The organism is Chryseobacterium sp. R2ACT005 (assembly GCF_049949215.1).
Classification (GTDB): domain Bacteria; phylum Bacteroidota; class Bacteroidia; order Flavobacteriales; family Weeksellaceae; genus Chryseobacterium.
In genome coordinates this window covers 4,636,691-4,652,930 of record NZ_CP188192.1, presented here as the reverse complement: position 1 = coordinate 4,652,930, position 16,240 = coordinate 4,636,691, and the positions used below count along the sequence as shown (strand labels likewise).

The following is a 16,240-nucleotide window of genomic DNA, read 5'->3' as shown; positions in this document are numbered from 1 at the left end:
TGTACAGTTCTTATTTTAAAGTATTTACGTTATTTAAATCTTCAAATGCTTTCACCAATCTTGTAGAGAATGTATCCTCACCTTTTCTTACCCAAACTCTTGGGTCATAGAATTTCTTGTTAGGTTTTTCTTCTCCTTCAGGGTTTCCGATTTGAGTTCTTAAATAATCAATATTGTTTACCATATAATCTCTAACGCCTTCTGTATATGCAAACTGAAGGTCAGTATCGATATTCATTTTGATTACTCCGTAGTCGATAGCTTCTCTGATTTCCTCTAAAGTAGATCCTGAACCTCCGTGGAATACAAAGTTGATAGGTTTAGCAGCCGTTCCGAATTTCTCCTGAACATATTTCTGAGAATTGTCAAGGATTTTCGGTGTAAGAACTACATTTCCTGGCTTGTAAACTCCGTGTACGTTACCGAAAGCAGCAGCAATGGTAAAGTTGTCAGAAATAGCTTTTAGTTTTTCATAAGTGTAAGCTATATCTTCAGGCTGAGTGTATAATTTAGAGTTATCAACGTCTGAGTTGTCAACACCATCTTCTTCTCCACCAGTCACTCCGATTTCTACTTCAAGAGTCATCTGAAGTTTAGCCATTCTTTCGAAATACTGAGCTGAAATCTCAAGGTTTTCTTCTAAAGGTTCTTCAGAAAGGTCTAACATGTGAGAAGAGTAAAGAGATTTTCCTGTCTGCTTGAAGAATTCTTCGTTAGCATCCATCAACCCATCGATCCAAGGAAGTAATTTCTTTGCACAGTGGTCTGTGTGTAGAATTACTGTTGCTCCGTAAGCTTCTGCAAGAGTGTGAATATGTTTTGCTCCAGCGATTGCTCCTAAGATTGCAGCTCTTTGTCCGTCATTGTTTAATCCTTTCCCTGCGTTGAATGCAGCTCCACCATTTGAAAACTGAATAATTACAGGAGAGTTCAATTTCGCTGCAGTTTCCATCACAGCATTAATGTTGCTTGATCCAATTACGTTTACTGCAGGCAATGCAAATTTGTTTTCTTTAGCATACTGAAAGATATCAGTAACTAACTGACCTGTGGCAACTCCTGCCGGAAAAATTCTGCTCATGTTTTACTTTTTATTATAAATTTATTAGGTGTTTTAATTTCGTGTAAAGGTAATCATTTTTAAGAAATTACTAATTTCTTTTATCTCTTCCCCAAAGTAACTTCTGACGGATCGTTTCATAGAAACTTAAACTGTTGGGCTGTACCAGAAGAAGCTGGAATGCGGCCTTTTTGATGATAATTTCCTTATCGGTTTCTATATGGATCAGTCGGGAGTCCAGAGAAAGGGAATACTGAGGTACACGGCTTTCCACCCTGAATTTTATTTCTACTTTGTCATTTACCACTAAAGGTCTCACATTCAGATTATGAGGAGCGATAGGGGTAATGACGAAATTTTCGTTGTTTGGAGAAATGATAGGCCCGCCACAGCTCAAAGAGTAAGCGGTAGAACCCGTAGGAGTAGAGATGATAACACCATCACCCCAGAAGACATTCAAAAATTCATCATTGATGTAAGAATCTACGGTAATCATTGATGTGGTTTCTTTTCTTGAAACAGTAACGTCGTTCAAAGCATAAGGGAAAGATCCCTCAAGTTTTGGAGAAACAACTTCAATTACGGAGCGGCGACTTGTTTTTACATCTCCTTTTAATATGGAATCAAGCTCTTTAAAGGCTTCTTCCTTAGTGAAAAAGGCTAAAAATCCAAGTCTTCCGGTATTAACTCCTACAACAGGAATTTCAAGATCTTCAATGAAGGTTAAAGAATTTACAATCGTTCCGTCTCCACCAAAAGTGAAAAACAGATCAACTTCCTTATCCAGAAGATCCTGCTTACAGTTGAAGGTTTCGAAAATTTTTGAGAACTGAAGTGCTTCAGCCATTTCATCATACAGAACAGATTTTACATCTCTGGCTTCAAGTTCAGAGATAAACTTGCTTAAATATAAAAAAGTATCAAGATCTTTTTTCTGAGAATATATGGCTGCCTTCATGTTATATTTCTATGAATTTTTGTAAAAAACCAAATCGGTCTTTAAACAGATCGGATTTCTCATCAGAATAGTATTTTTCAACAATTCTGTAGTCGTACCGGTCAAAAGTTGAGTCTATCGAGGCTAGGTTTTCATTGCTGATCTTTATTGTGATTTGGACCACTTCTTCAGACATAAAGCTTATAAACCCTCCATAAAACTTCGAGTTGTTGCTTTCTACGATATTGGTAATTTCCGTCATAGAATATTTTCTGGCAGGAGTTTCTACCGTAAGAATAGCACCTGTTTCTGAAAATAAAGGATAACGGGAAAGGTCTTGAAAAACATCTTCACAGGTAATATACCCCAGATACTTTTCATTTTTATTAATCACCGGGATCACATTGCTGGTGAAGGTGTAAAACAGACGGATACTGTCCATAATATTGCTGTCCTCCAGGATAGCGAACCGTTCAATCTGATGTTCAAGATCCTTCAGAGTCCCGCCATCTTCTTCATACAGAAAGTCCATTGCAAGAGCTCCGTAGAAATGGTGGGATTTTTTGATGAAAATATGGGAATATCCAAAATCCTCCAACATATTTCTGGCTGACTCTATGGAGTCAGACAGGCTAAAACATGGAAAGTCTTTTGAGATATAGTCCTTGATAAACATTGTGCTAATTTATAAAAAATTAAATGAAACTTTTTCTGAAAACCCGACTTTTTTTAAGCTGAAACAAAAAAAATGACATCAAAATTTGTTTGTAAGGAAAAAAAAAGTACCTTTGTCGCCTTTCATTTTTACTTTTTATTAGATTTATTTCAAACTGCACTGTCTACTAAGGACATATGCAGTTTTTTTATTTTAACGCTTTTGCAAATTCCCACATTACAATTCCGGCACATACACTTACATTCAGAGAATGCTTTGTTCCAAGCTGTGGAATTTCTAAAAATACATCAACATTTGGAAGTACTTCATCACTGATTCCTTCTACCTCGTTTCCTAAAATCAATGCATATTTTTTCGAGTTGTCAATCGTAAAATCAGTAATCAGCTGGCTGCCGGTAGTCTGCTCAATTCCGATGATTTCGTACCCTTTGCTTTTCAGATCAGAAATCGCCGTATTGGTTTCTGCCTTATGAGACCAGTCTACACTTTCTGTTGCTCCCAATGCCGCTTTATGGATCTCACGGTGGGGTGGTTGTGGTGTAATTCCACAAAGGATTATTTTTTCAATTAAAAAGGCATCTGCCGTTCTGAAAGCAGCACCTACATTGTGCATACTTCTGATATTATCTAAAATGATGACCAACGGAATTTTTTCAACCTTCTTAAATGTTTCTACATCTATTCTGTTAAGTTCTTCCAGTTTTAGTTTCTGTACCAATTGTATTATTTTGTTGAGATTAATTTTCCGTCTTTATAGACCTCTGTTTTTTCTATGCTTCCGTCTTCACGGTAATGAACCCTGTTGCCATTTCTCTTGTCGTTGGCAAGTTCAGTTTCACGCTGTAATTTTCCTGATGGATAAAATACTTTCCATTTTCCGGTTGCAAGGCCGTTGTCATACTGGCCAATGTCTTTCACTGATTTTCCGTCTTCATGGAAGGTTTTGCTTTCACCCTGTAATTTATTGAATTTATAATTTGAAATTTCAGTTATTTTGCCGGCTGGAGAATAAAAAGTAGCCGTAAGACTGTTATCATAAATATTCTTTTCTCCGTTTCTGAAAGCCTCTTTGGAAGTAAGTACTCCGTTCTTATCAAAATAGGACCATTCTTTTACTTTAAATCCTTTTTTATACTCTCCTTTAGACTGCATTTTTCCGTTGTCATAATAAAAAACAGCCTCTCCGTCCAGCTTTCCTTTTTCCCATTCTACTGTATTTTTTACCTGCCCGTTGTCATAAAATTCTTTACAGGATCCTTCCTGTAACCCGTTTTTATATCCACATGGTTTCTGTGCCATAATCATGGCAGACGTGGAAAAAAACAATAGAAACATGTACTTCATAGCTATTTTTATTTCAAAAATAGTAAAATACTTATATTTGACTCAAAAATATACTATGAAAAAATTATTCACATTATTCATATTGATGTGGGGATTTATGTATCTGGGAGCACAAAATACATATTATCCTCAAGCTTTTTTTGATAAAAAACTAGCCAGAGACATGCTGGGATTCGGGAATTCTACGATTGAAGGCGTTGCTTCCACAAAACAAAAAAACAATTGGGGCATCAAACCATTGCTTGGAGAAAAACATTATGCACCCAAAGGAACAGTTATCATGCTTTTTCCTGTCACTCCTTATTTTGAGGAATTTTATGACATGAGAAGGAAGTATGAAAACAAAAAAACAACGGTGTACATGTCTGAAGAAGCTTTTAAATACAGAGTGGAAGCTTTAACGGATGATCACGGCAGGTTTAAATTCGAAAAACTGAAACCTGGTAAATATTATCTTGAAACGATCGTAAATTTTACAGCGACGGCAAGCTATCAGCAGCAGACAGGAACTTCAAATGCTTATAACGGGTATGGAGCTTATCTGTATTCAACCCCCATATACAGTACGTTTTTCTATGGATACTCGGCTGCCAACAGGGAAAGCAAGTTTGTAGAAATAAAACAGGACGGCGAACTCAAAGAAATCAAGCTTTAAAAGCTTGATTTTTTATTTTCTGTTCATAATCTGATGTACATTCTTCTCAATATTCTGGGCTAAGGTCTCCATTGGAATATCATTTTCATCATTATTGAAAGGATCTTCAATTTCTTCTGCAATAAGCTCAAGACTCATTAAAACATAATATACAAAAACGGTAAGAGGAACCATGAAAAGACCAATAGTGATCACATAAGCAATAGGCAGAGCGAAAACGTACAGAATAATAAATTTCTTGATAAAAGAAGAATATGAATAAGGGATCGGAGTGTTTTTGATTCTCTCACAGCCTCCGCATACATCAAGAAATCCTGAAAGCTGAGTGTCTAAATACAGCATTTCAATTTCTGAAATTTTACCTTCTTTTTTTAATAAGTTCAATTTATGGGTGAGCAGGATGACAATTTCACTTGGGCCATGGTTTTTTAATGAACTTTCTATTTCAGAATAATCTTCATCCAAAGCCAGCCTTGTAGATTCTTTAGAAAGATGTTTGGCTAAAAAGTGAGGGAAATATTTTAAATATCTTGCAATCTGTTCAGCATCCTGACGGTTGTCACCAAGAATAATATTGATTTTTATAGCGAAATTTCTGGTATCATTGACCAATTTCCCCCAAAGCTTCCGGCCCTCCCACCATCTGTCATAAGCCGTATTGGTCCTGAAAACCAATAAAAGCGAGAGTACGAAACCTAACAGCGAGTGAATCATCCCCACATTACTGATTCCTGATTTTGAGGTAAGGTGCAGATATTCCACTTCCAGATACTGAATTCCCCAGGAATACACCCCTATAAGAAGCATGCTTGGAAAAAGAATCTTCAGCGTATCACTTTTGTGTAAACTGAAAAGGATTTTAAGGAAATGTTTGGTATTGTAGGCTCTCATAAATTCACTTGTTACCACAAATATAAATTTTTCATCTGAGCTCTGCTAATAAAGTAAAGAAGCCTGAAGCTGGAAGAGGGAAGTTATTGAAGCCGAAGAAGAGGTCTAAGTTTCCATAAAAAGATTTTATGGAATGAGGTATAGATGTTTGTAGACAAATCTTAACTTCCAGCATCTCTCTTCCAGCTTCCTGTTCTTTTAATCTTAATTTTCTCAGGTTTCAAAAAAACACTATTTTTATTTCGCATTAAATACAAAATACATGATCCTCGAAAACGTAGATATTGTAAATGATATCAGTAAAGAAGATTTTCAGAAGAATTATTTTAAAAAGCAGAAACCTCTTTTAATTAAGAATTTTGCCAGTCGATGGGATGCTTTTGACAAATGGAATCTGGCTTACATCCGTGAAAAAGCGGGAGATCAGGAAGTGCCGCTGTATGACAATAAACCTGCGGATGCTGCGAAAAGCTCTGATGCTCCGGTAGCCCGGATGAAAATGAAAGAATATATTGATACTATAAAAAGTAAACCTTCAGATCTGCGTATCTTTTTCTATATCATCACAGACAGACTTCCTGAGCTGCTGAAAAACTTTACGTATCCGGATTTGGGGATGAAGTTTTTTAAAAGACTTCCAACGTTATTCTTCGGGGGAAGTGATGCTCATGTTTTAATGCATTATGATGTGGATTTGGGTGATTTTATGCATATCCATTTTGAAGGAAAGAAAAGAATTCTTTTGTTTGATCAGAAGCAGTCACCATTTTTATATAAAGTTCCTTTATCTGTTCATACCGTTTATGAGCTGGATTATGAAAACCCTGATTATGAAAAGTTTCCGGCTTTACAATATGCCAAAGGGTACGAAATTTTTATGGAGCATGGTGATGCACTCTTTATTCCGGGAGCTTTCTGGCACTTCAACAGATATCTGGAGCCTGGTTTTTCACTTTCTTTGAGAGCGCTTCCCAATAAACCGAATGTCTTTGCCAATATGCTGTATCATGTTTTCATTATGAGATATACGGATAAACTCATGAGAAAACTTTTCAAAGCCAAATGGGTGGGCTATAAACAAAAATGGGCTTACAGAAAGAGTTCGGAAGCCCTGGAAAAACATCTAAAGTCGGGAAAATAGACAGTATACCTTAGATTATTTTAACGCAGGGAACGCAAACTTTTATTTGCTGATAAGGGTTCGCAAAGGCGTTTCACTCAGCGAAGAAAGCTTTCGGTTGCTAAATGAAATGTCTTCGAACGAAAATAAAAGGAGTCAATATCAATTTTCTTTGCCTCTTAGCGTTAAATTTTGGATTAATTTTATTTATTGATAAGACCGAAGATTGTGGCATCTACGAATTTTCCTTTTTCAAAAAAATAATCTTTCAAGATTCCTTCTTTACTGAAATTTAATGAAGACAGTAGCTTTTCAGAAGAAATATTGGAGGGATCAATGAAAGCATCCACCCGGTGAAGTCTCATGGATTCAAATCCGTAAGTCAGAATAGGGAGAATAGCCTCTTTCATATAAGATTGCTGCCAGAATTTAGGATTGAGCTCATAACCAATTTCAGCTCTAAAGTGTTCCCTGTACCAATTATGATAGCCGCAGGTACCAATGACTTTTCCATTGGATTTCAGCTCCAAAGCCCATCTGAAACCTTTCCCTTTTTCGAATTCATTGTTAAAATGCTGAATAATGCGTCGGGAGTCTTCTTCTGTTTTGAAGGTATCCAGATCATAATATTCCATAACTTCATCCAGAGAAAAATACTCGAACAGGTCTTGGATATCATCGAAAGTAAGCTGACGTAAAATAAGCCTTTCAGTCTCTAAAACAGGAAATTCCATGAATGATGTGATTTGATGGTGAAAATACAATTAATTACTGATAAAGAAAAGTGGGGAAGATTAACCTCTAAACAATTCTCTTACCCTGAATTTATTTTTCTAAATTTGGGGCTCATTTTTTACTATGGCAAAAGCAGCGAAGAAAGAAACTCCGTTAATGACGCAGTACAATACCATCAAGGGTAAATATCCTGATGCGCTATTATTATTCAGGGTTGGGGATTTTTATGAAACTTTTGGGCAGGATGCTGTCAGAACTTCTCAGATTCTGGGAATTGTCCTTACCAAAAGAGCCAATGGCGATGGGCATATAGAGCTGGCAGGATTTCCGCATCACTCTGTAGATTCTTATCTTCCAAAATTGGTAAGAGCAGGGATGAGGGTGGCGATCTGCGATCAGCTGGAAGATCCTAAAATGGTGAAAGGGATTGTAAAAAGAGGGGTAACTGAATTGGTTACACCCGGTGTTACCTTCAATGATCAGGTCTTAAATTCAAAAAAGAATAATTTCCTGCTTTCTCTACACAAAGAAAAAGAGAAATATGGAATCGCTTTAGTGGATATTTCTACAGGAGAATTTCTGGTAAGTGAAGGAAACCTGGAAAAGCTGCTTCATATTGTCAATACTTTTGACCCAAGTGAGATTATTTACCAGAGAAGTGTACAGATTCCGGATCAGATTAAGAATAAAAGTGTCTTTAAACTGGAAGACTGGGCGTTCCAATATAATTTTGCCTACGAGAAATTAACGAATCATTTTAAAACCAATTCTTTAAAAGGGTTTGGAGTAGAAAACCTTCCACTAGCTATTACTGCAGCAGGAGCTATTTTTGCCTATCTGGTAGAAGATACCCACCACAATCTGCTGGCCCATATTACAAAACTTCAGATCATTCCACAGGAAGATTATCTGATGATGGATAATTTTACCCTGAGAAACCTTGAAATTGTTTATCCCAGCAATCCACAGGGAAAATCGCTGCTGGATATCATTGATAAAACCTCTACTCCGATGGGAGGAAGGCTTTTGAGAAGAAGAATCATTCTTCCTTTAAAATCAGTGGATGAGATTATGAGAAGGCTTTCTCTGATTGATTTCTTAAACGAAAATGATCATCTGAAATATGAAATCTGCCAGCTGCTGAGATCGATTTCTGACTTAGACCGATTGATGGGAAAACTGGCTGCAGAGAAAATTTCACCTAAAGAGTTGGGATATCTTCGCCAAAGTTTAATTAATATCCATAAAATCAAAGCATTACTGCATCCTCATGCGGATGTGCTGGCGTGGCTGGAACCTTTGTTTGATCTTGAAGAATTGATTAAGTTCCTGCAGAATCATCTTAATGAAGAACTTCCGGTAAGTATTGCCAAAGGAAATATCATTAAAGAAGGGGTTTCTGAAGAGCTTGACAGATTGAGAAATCTACAGAATAAAGGACGCGGATTCCTGGACGAAATGTGCCAGAGAGAAATTGAGAGAACAGGTATTACAAGCCTTAAAATTGATTTTAATAATGTTTTCGGATACTATATTGAAGTTCGAAATACTCATAAAGATAAAGTTCCGGATGATTGGGTAAGAAAGCAGACTCTGGTGAATGCTGAAAGATACATTACCGAAGAATTAAAGGAATACGAAAGCCAGATCCTGGGTGCCGAAGAAAAAATAGGGGTTCTGGAAACTTCACTGTACAGAAATTTATGTGCAGAAACAATGGTTTATATTGATCAGATCCAGGGGAACTCCAATATTATTGCACAGCTTGATGTGGCTGCCGGACTATCTGAACTGGCTGTTTCTGAGAGCTATACTAAGCCTGTTTTAAATGATGGCTATGCTATCGATTTAAAAGAAGCCAGACACCCGATCATTGAGAATGCACTTCCTCTGGGTGAAAAGTATATTCCGAATGATATCTTTCTGGATAAAGATTCCCAGCAGATCATTATGGTGACAGGACCGAACATGGCCGGTAAATCTGCAATTCTGCGCCAGACGGCTATTGTTTGTCTTTTGGCTCAGATTGGAAGTTTTGTGCCTGCAAAACATGCTGAAATAGGAATGCTGGATAAGATCTTTACAAGGGTAGGAGCTACAGACAATATCTCTGCAGGTGAATCAACTTTCATGGTAGAAATGAATGAAGCCGCCAATATTCTGAACAATATTTCAGAGCGAAGCCTGATTTTGCTTGATGAAATCGGTCGTGGAACTTCCACTTATGACGGGGTTTCTATTGCATGGGCGATTGCTGAATACCTTCATCAGCATCCAACGCAATCCAAGACTTTATTTGCCACGCACTATCATGAGCTGAATGAAATGACAGTCAATTTCGAAAGAGTGAAAAACTTTCACGTTTCTATTCAGGAAAATAAAGGAAACATCATTTTCCTGAGAAAACTGATTCCTGGTGGAAGCGAACACAGTTTCGGTATCCATGTGGCAAAACTGGCCGGAATGCCCGCCAAAGTGGTCAACAGAGCCAATGAAATTCTTAAAACACTTGAGGCGAGCAGAACTCAGGGAGGAGGAGGTACTTCTGAAAGTATCAAAAGAGTGACTGAGGAAAATATGCAGCTTTCCTTCTTCCAGCTGGATGATCCTGTTCTGGAAAATATCCGTGAGGAACTTACAAAAATAGATATCAATACATTGACACCTATTGAAGCTTTAATGAAGCTGAATGCGATAAAAAAAATGATTGGAGGTTAATCCAATCATTTTTTTTTAATGATGTTAAAGTTTAGTTTTAATTAGCAGCAATAGCCGTCTTTACCCCTCGGTCCGATAATAAGGAAATGGCTTACTCCTCTTAGTTTACATAGACCTTCTGCACATGCAGCTGCACCTCCGTTGATTTCTTTGGGCTCAGCTTTGGTGAGCCTTCTTTTAAGGTTTGAATTTTTCATATCCGCCTTGTTTAAATATTATCAATCTGGTTAACAGCAAAATCCATCCTGCATGCCAGGCACTCCTGAGCGTTCTTCTCCGGTGTGAGGATCTGTGCAGCTTATTACTCTTGGGCAGATGGGTCTGTTGGCTCCGCCACTGATTTCTTTAAGCTCATTTTTACTAAGCTTTCTTTTTTGATTTTTTGAATTTTTCATAATAATTTGAATTTGGTGAAAGCTAATTTACAAGTTATTTTATTATGTTCAAAATATTGTAAGTCAAATTGTTAACTTTTTTTGACGCAAATATCATTTCATAAAAAAGATTGAGGAAACCCCTCAATCTTTTTTTATTTAACAAAGTTTTTTGCTATTAACAGCATCTTCCTTTGGTGTCACATGAGCCTATAGTCATTTCACCGTCAATATTGCAGAAACAAGTTCCCGGGCAAAGGGGGCCGCTACCTCCATTGATTTGTTTCAATTCACTTTTTGTCAATTTTCTTTTTTGAATGTTTGATTTTTTCATGATAATTTTAGTTTTGATTTGATTTCTTGAAATTTTTTTGATTAGCAACAGAATCCGTCTTTTCCTACAAGACCCGGAACCATTTCTCCCGAATCAGGATGTGTACAGAACCCTCGAAGGCATCTTGGAGGAAGTGCTCCACCATTAATTTCTTTTAGTTCGCTTTTGGAAAGCTTTCTCTTTTGAGTTTTTGATTTTTTCATGGTAATTTAGTTTTTGATTCTACTCAAATATACAAAATCATCTGTATAATTCTATAGCTTGTGAAAAAAATTAACACCTCTGTGTCTAAAAATAAAAAAGAGCGCCTTAAGCGCTCTGTGTTTTATAAATGATTGTATTCGTAAGTATTAACATCCGTGGAACCTGAAGGTGTATTTCCTGTTTTCTCGTAATAGCTTCGAATTTCTTTTGTAGGGTAACCACTGGCATTGTATTCAAAATTGGATTTGAATATTGTCCATTCAGTTCCGGTTCCATTATTGTAACTGACGATGTGATTGTAGCTTAATGTATTGTGAGCAGATCCGCTTTCATCTTCATTATCAATGATTTTTAGGTATCCGGTAATATTTTTTAAAGGAGCATTTTTTGTATCATATACCACTGTTTTTAAGGTAGAAGTTGCTGTTTCAGTAGTATTATTTTGAGTTCTTGAAAGAGTACCAGTCCAGCTGCTCATCGATCCATCAGCATTCAAGACAGCATTTCTTGTTTCGGTTCTTGTTGATGCTGAAGTAGACGCAGTGTATACTATTTTCACATTGTTATTCGCTTGATAAGTATAGTTGGATTCTGAGTTCCATTGTCCACCGAAATCAATACCGTTAATTGTTTTCTTTGATAATCTGCCATTTCCGTCGTAGGTAAATTTCGTAGTAAGAGAGGTATTTGAACCACTGACTACAGACTGGGAAATAAGATCACCTGAATAAATAAATGTAGTTACACTTCCTTCGGTAAGATTTTTGATCTGGGAAATTTTTGACCCGTTATAAGAAAACGTTAAAACATCTCCGTCCATCGTCATTTTTGTTACCAAAACCGGACTGTTATCATCGTTGTTCCCGTTGTTGTTGGATGAATCATCATCATTGTTGCTGCTGGAGCATGATGCCAAAAAGAATATTGGCAGAAGCAAATAAGTTTTTTTCATGGTTTTAATTTTTTAAGGCTGTAAAAGTATTAAAAAATGTATCCATGATAAAAATAAATTGTTCATTTGTATATAATTTATGAAATAGGTAAAATTTATTTTTTTGTACATTGTTGAATTGTAGTATTTTATAATTTTAATATGAAGAATTTAATAAAGATATTGGCTGTATTTATATTTTGTACGGTTTTTAAAGCTCAGCAGACTGAAGTTTCTGTGATAAAATATGAAGATCTGGAAAAGCGGATTCAGCAGGAAAAAGACAAATTATTGGTTGTCAATTTCTGGTCAACAACCTGTGGGCCATGCGTAAAAGAGCTTCCTCACTTTATGGAAGTGAATGCTGAGTTTTCTGATAATCAGAAATTTAAAATGATTTTGGTTTCACTGGACAGGCTGGCAGATAAAGAAAGAGTATTGAAATTTATTAAAAATAAAAACCTTACTGCTGAGGTTCTCTTACTGGATGATATCAAAAGAATGAATACCTGGATCCCCAAGTTTGAAAAAGACTGGGATGGGAATATTCCTGTAACGCTGTTCTATAAAAATGGAGTGAAAGTTCATTTCAATGACGGTGAAATGAGCAAAGAAGACCTTGGGAAAACAATTAAAGAAAATCTACAATAAATAATCGATTATGAAAAACCTGAAAATTTTAATGACCGCATTCATCGTTGGGCTTGGATTACTGAGCTTTACAACGACAGATCATGATAAAAACAAAATTCAGAAAGAGAATATTTCTTCAAAAGGCTATGAAGTAGGAGATGAAGCTACTGATTTTAAGCTTAAAAATATTGATGGCAAAATGGTTTCTTTAAGCGATTTTAAGAGTGCAAAAGGATTCATTGTTGTATTTACATGCAATAACTGCCCATACGCCAAGAAATATGAAGACAGAATTATTGAGCTGGATAAAAAATATAAAGCTCAGGGTTACCCGGTAATCGCGATTAATCCTAACGATCCTAATGTACAGCCTGAAGACGGCTTCCAGCAGATGATTGAAAGAGCAAAGCAAAAAAGTTTTACTTTCCCATATCTGGTAGATGAAGGGCAGAAAATTTATCCACAGTACGGAGCGACAAAGACTCCTCATGTTTTTGTACTGAAGAAAGAAAACGGAAAGAATATCGTGAAATATATTGGTGCTATCGACAATAATTATGATAACCCGAATGATGTATCCGAATATTATGCTCAGGATGCCGTAAATGCTCTGATAAAAGGAGAACCGGTAAAAATGACTAAAACGGTAGCTATCGGATGTACAATTAAAATAAAGAAATAATATATTTGCTCACATAAAAATAAAATCGGTGTTCCTTGAATACCGATTTTTTATGCCTAATCCCTTTTGAAATGAAATTACAATTCAGCCTTAAATATCTCCTTCTGACCCTATTTATTTTTCTTGTAGAAGTATTGATTGCCACTAAACTGAGCGGTATTTTCTTCGTAAGAGCTTATCTCGGGGATGTTATTGTGGTGATGCTTCTTTATACTTTCGCAAAGAGTTTTGTAAAAGTAAATAATGAGAAACTGATTCTTGGGATCCTTATTTTTTCATTTTTGATAGAATTTGCACAGTATTTCCATATTGCAGAAAAATTAGGCTTCCGTCCTGGAAACCTGATGTATATTGTTATCGGAAATTCTTTTTCATGGATTGACAACCTTTGCTATGCCATAGGCTGCCTTTTGCTTTATCTTTTCATAAGAATGAAAAAAAGTGAAAATTTAACATCAACTTCTAATCCCTAATCTCTGCAACCTGACATCTATTACCTGTTATCTCCCAAAACTATCATATTTATCCTCTGCATATTTTGTAAAACGGTTCAATAAAGCAACATTTTCCTTTTCCATTGGAGAAAGATCATTGTCTACATTGCTGGAAACCGGGATGTACCAGTCTGTTTGTTCGAAGAAATTTCTGTAAGTTTCTTTTTTGAAAGAGTAACCATGTCTTGCAAATACGGAATTTTTAATGATCTCAAGATCAAGTTTTCTTAAGTTTTTAAGATCTTTTTCTGTCAGTTTCTGCTTGGAGGCATTCAGTTTGAATATGGCTTCTGAAGCGATACGGTTCTTAGACGTTTTATAGCTTTCTGTCTTTCCGGTTTCTTCATCTTTGTACTTTTCTGTAAATTCTTTGGGATTGGACCAGTCTACCAGATCAGAATCCTTATCAAGCATAAAGTTGGGATTATAAACAAACTCTTTTTTAGTGAGCTTAAGTGTTTTTGAAGGCGCTTTAACTGTTGTTTTATCGAAGGCATTCCATTTTCCGGTTAAGCTGTCACCTTTTAGTTTTACTTCAAACCTTCCGTCTGTTTTGTCATTTCCCGGTTCATCCAGGACAAAAGAGGTAGATGTTTCATTGAAAACACCTCTGAACGGGCGTTGGTTGCCATTTACAATACTTTGTCCGTAAACGCTGTCCTTTGTAATTCGGTTGATCTTTAAAGAAATTCTTTTATAATTGTTGACATCATATTCCGAACCATCTGTCTCGTCAACTACCTTTTCCATTCCGGCAAATTCACCTGTGTAAATTCCGTAATATTCTTGATGAACTTCAGGTACTACTACGACAGAGTCCTTTTTGGCGGTCAGAGAATCTTTCCCCGATTCATTGGTCTTTCCCTCTTTTTTACAGCTTGCCAAAGAAACGGCCAGTAAAGAAATAAGAGTGTAATTTACAATTTTCATATATGTTTTTTTGTGATTAAATATTCAATAATAAGGATATTGGGAATCCAGCCCAGCCAGGCAATGATCTGATAGACATCCATTGGATTGGGATGAAATAAATATACAATAATTACTTTCCACATTCTCAGAGTAATGGCAGATAATGTAAAAGCAAAACTCCGCCACATCCATTGCTTGTGCTCTTTGAACCTTTTCTGTCTTGCCAGTTGATATGCTTTATATGTTGAAAACCACCATGAAAAGCCCAAAATAATAAAAGAAACCTTTGATAAAAGCCCTCCATTTGCAAAGAGTCCCATATAGATTCCAGAAGGGGCAGCGAAAATCAGAATGAGAAAAATATACACTTTTCCCATATTCCGATGGAAGTTTTTTAATCCAAAATTCAGTCTGAGAATAGCCAGAAATCCTGAAAGAAGGACAAAAATGCTTGTATAAACGTGAGTATAAAAAAATGTAAGATATTCAGGTTTGTCTATAACTTCCGTCTGTTTGATCATCAGAAAACTGACTTCAGGATTAAAAGGAATGTATTCTAAGGTGATCTTCAGCATCAGCCAAAAGAAATACCCGAATCCTATGATGAGAAGGATTTTAAAGAAAACTGCAGTATTTCTTTTGGCTGATAACATGCTAATTATTCAAAATTTACAGTGAAAGGAAATCTATAGGGAACTGATACTGGTTTTCCATCACGTTCCCCGGGGATCCATTTTGTTTTCATTGATTTCAAGACTCTTTTAACCTCTTTGTTAAGATCTTGATTATTTCCTGTTACAACAATCTGTTCTATTTCGCCTTGGGTATTGATAATGAATTGTGCATTGGCTAGCGCTTTTTCATTTTTAGAACTTGTTATTCTATTTGTTTTAATTTCCTTGGTAACATCCTGTACAAACACTTGGATTCCTCTCGGATATTGTGCATGTTTTCGTTCTGAAGTTTTTTCTTTAAAAATGCCATGTTCGGGAAGAGTATATTTCTGTGAGAAGGCAAGACCAAGCCCAAGACATAAAATAAATGCAAATATTTTTTTCATGTATTTCGTTTATTAAGGTTAGGATTAGTTTTTTAAATACTTAGACCCATCGGCATGGTAAATTTGGTTTTAACCGGTTGTCCGTTTATAGTACCAGACTTCCATTTTTTCTTTAATTTCTTCATAATACGATCCATTTCTTTATTCAAAATAGGACTATTGCCAGTTGTAGAAATTGAGCTAATACTTCCATCAGTATTAACATCAAAAGTCGTTACAGATTTAAATGTTCCAGGAGAGTTCGAAAATTTAGAAATATCCATTTCACTGCTTATATACTTTCTTATGGCTGCCATTCCACCTGGAAATTCCGGAGCAATAGATATAGTATCATCTACCTTATGCTCATCTTTATTTATCTCTGACGAAGGAGATGGTGATTGCTGCTCTTCTTTTTGTGTTGTTTGGGAAAAGGCAAACTGAGCTCCTAACAGTAAAACCAGTATTGATATTTTTTTCATGGTTTATTTTGTATTCTGG

22 protein-coding genes are annotated in these 16,240 nt (G+C 36.0%); 6 read left to right on the top strand and 16 right to left on the bottom strand.

The annotated features are described in order from the left end of the window. Positions 1 to 10: 10 nt before the first annotated feature. The 5 genes from fbaA to ACPF63_RS21315 all read right to left on the bottom strand — a co-directional run bounded on the left by fbaA (position 11) and on the right by ACPF63_RS21315 (position 4,017). Positions 11 to 1,081 (bottom strand): class II fructose-bisphosphate aldolase, encoded by a 1,071-nt coding sequence (fbaA, locus tag ACPF63_RS21335; protein ID WP_426481234.1) that lies wholly within the window; start codon positions 1,079 to 1,081, stop codon positions 11 to 13. 70 nt (positions 1,082 to 1,151) lie between these two features. After that, a complete protein-coding gene (locus tag ACPF63_RS21330; RefSeq protein WP_047380114.1) occupies positions 1,152 to 2,018 on the bottom strand; it encodes an NAD kinase in 867 nt (288 codons plus the stop codon). 1 nt (position 2,019) lies between these two features. Beyond that, positions 2,020 to 2,673, bottom strand: a complete 654-nt coding sequence (locus ACPF63_RS21325) for a CBS domain-containing protein (protein WP_077413284.1) — start codon at positions 2,671 to 2,673, stop codon at positions 2,020 to 2,022. Positions 2,674 to 2,860: 187 nt separating this feature from the next. Then, on the bottom strand, positions 2,861 to 3,391 hold the full coding sequence (locus tag ACPF63_RS21320; RefSeq protein ID WP_077413285.1) for an RNA methyltransferase: 531 nt from the start codon (positions 3,389 to 3,391) through the stop codon (positions 2,861 to 2,863). A 5-nt stretch (positions 3,392 to 3,396) separates the two neighbouring features. Beyond that, positions 3,397 to 4,017 carry a toxin-antitoxin system YwqK family antitoxin gene (locus tag ACPF63_RS21315; protein ID WP_426481233.1) on the bottom strand — a complete coding sequence of 207 codons (621 nt, stop codon included), beginning with the start codon at positions 4,015 to 4,017 and terminating at the stop codon, positions 3,397 to 3,399. A 55-nt stretch (positions 4,018 to 4,072) separates the two neighbouring features. On the opposite strand from ACPF63_RS21315, the gene ACPF63_RS21310 reads away from it, so the two are divergent. Further along, positions 4,073 to 4,672: a hypothetical protein gene (locus ACPF63_RS21310; RefSeq protein ID WP_228408580.1), complete on the top strand. Its 600-nt coding sequence runs from the start codon at positions 4,073 to 4,075 to the stop codon at positions 4,670 to 4,672. A 12-nt stretch (positions 4,673 to 4,684) separates the two neighbouring features. On the opposite strand, the gene ACPF63_RS21305 is transcribed toward ACPF63_RS21310, so the two are convergent. Further along, complete coding sequence (locus ACPF63_RS21305; protein ID WP_426481232.1) at positions 4,685 to 5,581, bottom strand: bestrophin family protein; 897 nt, start codon at positions 5,579 to 5,581, stop codon at positions 4,685 to 4,687. Positions 5,582 to 5,825: 244 nt separating this feature from the next. Here ACPF63_RS21305 and ACPF63_RS21300 point away from each other — a divergent pair, with 244 nt between their 5' ends. After that, complete coding sequence (locus tag ACPF63_RS21300; protein WP_426481231.1) at positions 5,826 to 6,704, top strand: cupin-like domain-containing protein; 879 nt, start codon at positions 5,826 to 5,828, stop codon at positions 6,702 to 6,704. Positions 6,705 to 6,886: 182 nt separating this feature from the next. Here ACPF63_RS21300 and ACPF63_RS21295 read toward each other — a convergent pair whose 3' ends face one another. Then, positions 6,887 to 7,417: a GNAT family N-acetyltransferase gene (locus tag ACPF63_RS21295; protein ID WP_426481230.1), complete on the bottom strand. Its 531-nt coding sequence runs from the start codon at positions 7,415 to 7,417 to the stop codon at positions 6,887 to 6,889. Between the two features lie 124 nt (positions 7,418 to 7,541). Here ACPF63_RS21295 and mutS point away from each other — a divergent pair, with 124 nt between their 5' ends. Then, positions 7,542 to 10,136 (top strand): DNA mismatch repair protein MutS, encoded by a 2,595-nt coding sequence (gene mutS, locus ACPF63_RS21290; RefSeq protein ID WP_426481229.1) that lies wholly within the window; start codon positions 7,542 to 7,544, stop codon positions 10,134 to 10,136. Between the two features lie 41 nt (positions 10,137 to 10,177). Here mutS and ACPF63_RS21285 read toward each other — a convergent pair whose 3' ends face one another. The 5 genes from ACPF63_RS21285 to ACPF63_RS21265 all read right to left on the bottom strand — a co-directional run bounded on the left by ACPF63_RS21285 (position 10,178) and on the right by ACPF63_RS21265 (position 12,000). Then, positions 10,178 to 10,333 (bottom strand): hypothetical protein, encoded by a 156-nt coding sequence (locus tag ACPF63_RS21285; protein ID WP_426481228.1) that lies wholly within the window; start codon positions 10,331 to 10,333, stop codon positions 10,178 to 10,180. A gap of 30 nt (positions 10,334 to 10,363) precedes the next feature. Then, complete coding sequence (locus tag ACPF63_RS21280) at positions 10,364 to 10,531, bottom strand: bacteriocin (protein WP_139348444.1); 168 nt, start codon at positions 10,529 to 10,531, stop codon at positions 10,364 to 10,366. A 157-nt stretch (positions 10,532 to 10,688) separates the two neighbouring features. After that, positions 10,689 to 10,844 carry a bacteriocin gene (locus tag ACPF63_RS21275; protein WP_139348445.1) on the bottom strand — a complete coding sequence of 52 codons (156 nt, stop codon included), beginning with the start codon at positions 10,842 to 10,844 and terminating at the stop codon, positions 10,689 to 10,691. 41 nt (positions 10,845 to 10,885) lie between these two features. Continuing rightward, positions 10,886 to 11,047, bottom strand: a complete 162-nt coding sequence (locus ACPF63_RS21270; RefSeq protein WP_172625708.1) for a hypothetical protein — start codon at positions 11,045 to 11,047, stop codon at positions 10,886 to 10,888. 122 nt (positions 11,048 to 11,169) lie between these two features. Then, entirely contained in the window at positions 11,170 to 12,000 is an 831-nt protein-coding gene (locus ACPF63_RS21265) for a hypothetical protein (protein ID WP_426481227.1), read from the bottom strand. Between the two features lie 141 nt (positions 12,001 to 12,141). On the opposite strand from ACPF63_RS21265, the gene ACPF63_RS21260 reads away from it, so the two are divergent. From ACPF63_RS21260 to ACPF63_RS21250, 3 genes are all read left to right on the top strand, one after another. Beyond that, on the top strand, positions 12,142 to 12,630 hold the full coding sequence (locus ACPF63_RS21260; protein WP_426481226.1) for a TlpA family protein disulfide reductase: 489 nt from the start codon (positions 12,142 to 12,144) through the stop codon (positions 12,628 to 12,630). Positions 12,631 to 12,640: 10 nt separating this feature from the next. Continuing rightward, positions 12,641 to 13,294 carry a thioredoxin family protein gene (locus tag ACPF63_RS21255; protein ID WP_426481225.1) on the top strand — a complete coding sequence of 218 codons (654 nt, stop codon included), beginning with the start codon at positions 12,641 to 12,643 and terminating at the stop codon, positions 13,292 to 13,294. Between the two features lie 71 nt (positions 13,295 to 13,365). Continuing rightward, the gene (locus ACPF63_RS21250; RefSeq protein WP_426481224.1) at positions 13,366 to 13,767 is read left to right on the top strand and encodes a DUF2809 domain-containing protein; all 402 of its coding nucleotides are present in this window, start codon (positions 13,366 to 13,368) and stop codon (positions 13,765 to 13,767) included. A 27-nt stretch (positions 13,768 to 13,794) separates the two neighbouring features. Here the strand turns inward: ACPF63_RS21250 and ACPF63_RS21245 are convergent, their stop codons facing one another. Genes ACPF63_RS21245 through ACPF63_RS21230 form a run of 4 tightly spaced genes read right to left on the bottom strand, consistent with a single transcriptional unit; the run spans position 13,795 to position 16,221 of the window. Beyond that, positions 13,795 to 14,718, bottom strand: coding sequence for a YARHG domain-containing protein (locus tag ACPF63_RS21245; protein ID WP_426481223.1), 924 nt, complete (start codon positions 14,716 to 14,718; stop codon positions 13,795 to 13,797). Continuing rightward, positions 14,715 to 15,353: a DUF2306 domain-containing protein gene (locus ACPF63_RS21240; protein WP_426481222.1), complete on the bottom strand. Its 639-nt coding sequence runs from the start codon at positions 15,351 to 15,353 to the stop codon at positions 14,715 to 14,717. Before ACPF63_RS21240 ends, ACPF63_RS21245 begins: the two co-directional genes overlap by 4 nt. A gap of 5 nt (positions 15,354 to 15,358) precedes the next feature. Beyond that, entirely contained in the window at positions 15,359 to 15,760 is a 402-nt protein-coding gene (locus tag ACPF63_RS21235) for an energy transducer TonB (RefSeq protein WP_426481221.1), read from the bottom strand. 32 nt (positions 15,761 to 15,792) lie between these two features. Further along, positions 15,793 to 16,221: a hypothetical protein gene (locus tag ACPF63_RS21230; RefSeq protein ID WP_426481220.1), complete on the bottom strand. Its 429-nt coding sequence runs from the start codon at positions 16,219 to 16,221 to the stop codon at positions 15,793 to 15,795. Positions 16,222 to 16,240: the final 19 nt, after the last annotated feature.

Bases quoted from the DNA above. Each gene is read 5' to 3' on its own strand.
- fbaA (WP_426481234.1), bottom strand. From the start codon at position 1,081: ATGAGCAGAATTTTTCCGGCAGGAGTTGCCACAGGTCAGTTAGTTACT.
- ACPF63_RS21330 (WP_047380114.1), bottom strand. From the start codon at position 2,018: ATGAAGGCAGCCATATATTCTCAGAAAAAAGATCTTGATACTTTTTTA.
- ACPF63_RS21325 (WP_077413284.1), bottom strand. From the start codon at position 2,673: ATGTTTATCAAGGACTATATCTCAAAAGACTTTCCATGTTTTAGCCTG.
- ACPF63_RS21315 (WP_426481233.1), bottom strand. From the start codon at position 4,017: ATGAAGTACATGTTTCTATTGTTTTTTTCCACGTCTGCCATGATTATG.
- ACPF63_RS21310 (WP_228408580.1), top strand. From the start codon at position 4,073: ATGAAAAAATTATTCACATTATTCATATTGATGTGGGGATTTATGTAT.
- ACPF63_RS21300 (WP_426481231.1), top strand. From the start codon at position 5,826: ATGATCCTCGAAAACGTAGATATTGTAAATGATATCAGTAAAGAAGAT.
- ACPF63_RS21295 (WP_426481230.1), bottom strand. From the start codon at position 7,417: ATGGAATTTCCTGTTTTAGAGACTGAAAGGCTTATTTTACGTCAGCTT.
- mutS (WP_426481229.1), top strand. From the start codon at position 7,542: ATGGCAAAAGCAGCGAAGAAAGAAACTCCGTTAATGACGCAGTACAAT.
- ACPF63_RS21285 (WP_426481228.1), bottom strand. From the start codon at position 10,333: ATGAAAAATTCAAACCTTAAAAGAAGGCTCACCAAAGCTGAGCCCAAA.
- ACPF63_RS21280 (WP_139348444.1), bottom strand. From the start codon at position 10,531: ATGAAAAATTCAAAAAATCAAAAAAGAAAGCTTAGTAAAAATGAGCTT.
- ACPF63_RS21275 (WP_139348445.1), bottom strand. From the start codon at position 10,844: ATGAAAAAATCAAACATTCAAAAAAGAAAATTGACAAAAAGTGAATTG.
- ACPF63_RS21270 (WP_172625708.1), bottom strand. From the start codon at position 11,047: ATGAAAAAATCAAAAACTCAAAAGAGAAAGCTTTCCAAAAGCGAACTA.
- ACPF63_RS21265 (WP_426481227.1), bottom strand. From the start codon at position 12,000: ATGAAAAAAACTTATTTGCTTCTGCCAATATTCTTTTTGGCATCATGC.
- ACPF63_RS21260 (WP_426481226.1), top strand. From the start codon at position 12,142: ATGAAGAATTTAATAAAGATATTGGCTGTATTTATATTTTGTACGGTT.
- ACPF63_RS21255 (WP_426481225.1), top strand. From the start codon at position 12,641: ATGAAAAACCTGAAAATTTTAATGACCGCATTCATCGTTGGGCTTGGA.
- ACPF63_RS21250 (WP_426481224.1), top strand. From the start codon at position 13,366: ATGAAATTACAATTCAGCCTTAAATATCTCCTTCTGACCCTATTTATT.
- ACPF63_RS21245 (WP_426481223.1), bottom strand. From the start codon at position 14,718: ATGAAAATTGTAAATTACACTCTTATTTCTTTACTGGCCGTTTCTTTG.
- ACPF63_RS21240 (WP_426481222.1), bottom strand. From the start codon at position 15,353: ATGTTATCAGCCAAAAGAAATACTGCAGTTTTCTTTAAAATCCTTCTC.
- ACPF63_RS21235 (WP_426481221.1), bottom strand. From the start codon at position 15,760: ATGAAAAAAATATTTGCATTTATTTTATGTCTTGGGCTTGGTCTTGCC.
- ACPF63_RS21230 (WP_426481220.1), bottom strand. From the start codon at position 16,221: ATGAAAAAAATATCAATACTGGTTTTACTGTTAGGAGCTCAGTTTGCC.